Origin of the sequence: Tsukamurella sputi (assembly GCF_007858445.1) — a bacterium.
GTDB lineage: Bacteria > Actinomycetota > Actinomycetes > Mycobacteriales > Mycobacteriaceae > Tsukamurella > Tsukamurella sputi.
Genome location: NZ_VIGV01000119.1, coordinates 1 through 600, shown reverse-complemented (window position 1 = coordinate 600; position 600 = coordinate 1). Strand labels below are relative to the sequence as shown.

The window sequence follows — 600 nt, the reverse complement described above, 5'->3', positions numbered from 1 at the left end:
GTCGACCGGTCCCGGGCTGCAGGCCTGTTCGACGGTGACGACGAGGATGCCGCGGTCGACGCGGATCGTCTCGCCGCACTGGTGGACGGGCTCGCCGTCAGCGCGATCCTGTGTCCGGACCGGTACTCGCCGGAGCATCTGCGATCCGTGGTCGAACGGCAGCTGGAGTGCTTCGGAGCGCCCGGTACGGGCCGCACGTAGCATCACGCAGGACGACGTCGACAGACTCAGGAGGCACACACGATGACCCAGTACCGGGCACTGATCGCCGAACTCGCCGACCATGACGGCGAGGCCGCCGTGAACTCCCGCGTGGAGACCCGCGACGCGGCGCCGTTGGAGCCCGGACACCTGCGCATCGCCGTCGAGTTCTCGGGCGTGAACTTCAAGGACGCACTGGCTTTCACTCCCGGCGGAGGAGTGGTGCGGGAGTACCCGATCGTGCCCGGCATCGATATCGCGGGCACCGTCGTCGAATCCACGTCGGACGACTTCGCCACGGGTGAACGGGTGGTCGCGCACGGTTACGAGATCGGCACGGCCCGCGACGGCGGTTACGCCGAGCAGGCCGTCGTTCCCGCGGACTGGGCCGTGCGTCTG

Annotated in this window: 2 protein-coding genes; both read left to right on the top strand. The window is 69.2% G+C overall.

Features of this window, described 5'->3' with window-relative positions:
* Nucleotides 1–201: TetR family transcriptional regulator C-terminal domain-containing protein (locus FK268_RS23445; protein WP_193560332.1), on the top strand; the 201-nt coding region annotated here is incomplete at its 5' end.
* 42 nt (nt 202–243) lie between these two features.
* On the top strand, nt 244–600 hold a 357-nt coding region (locus FK268_RS23440; RefSeq protein WP_368732156.1), incomplete at its 3' end, for an alcohol dehydrogenase catalytic domain-containing protein.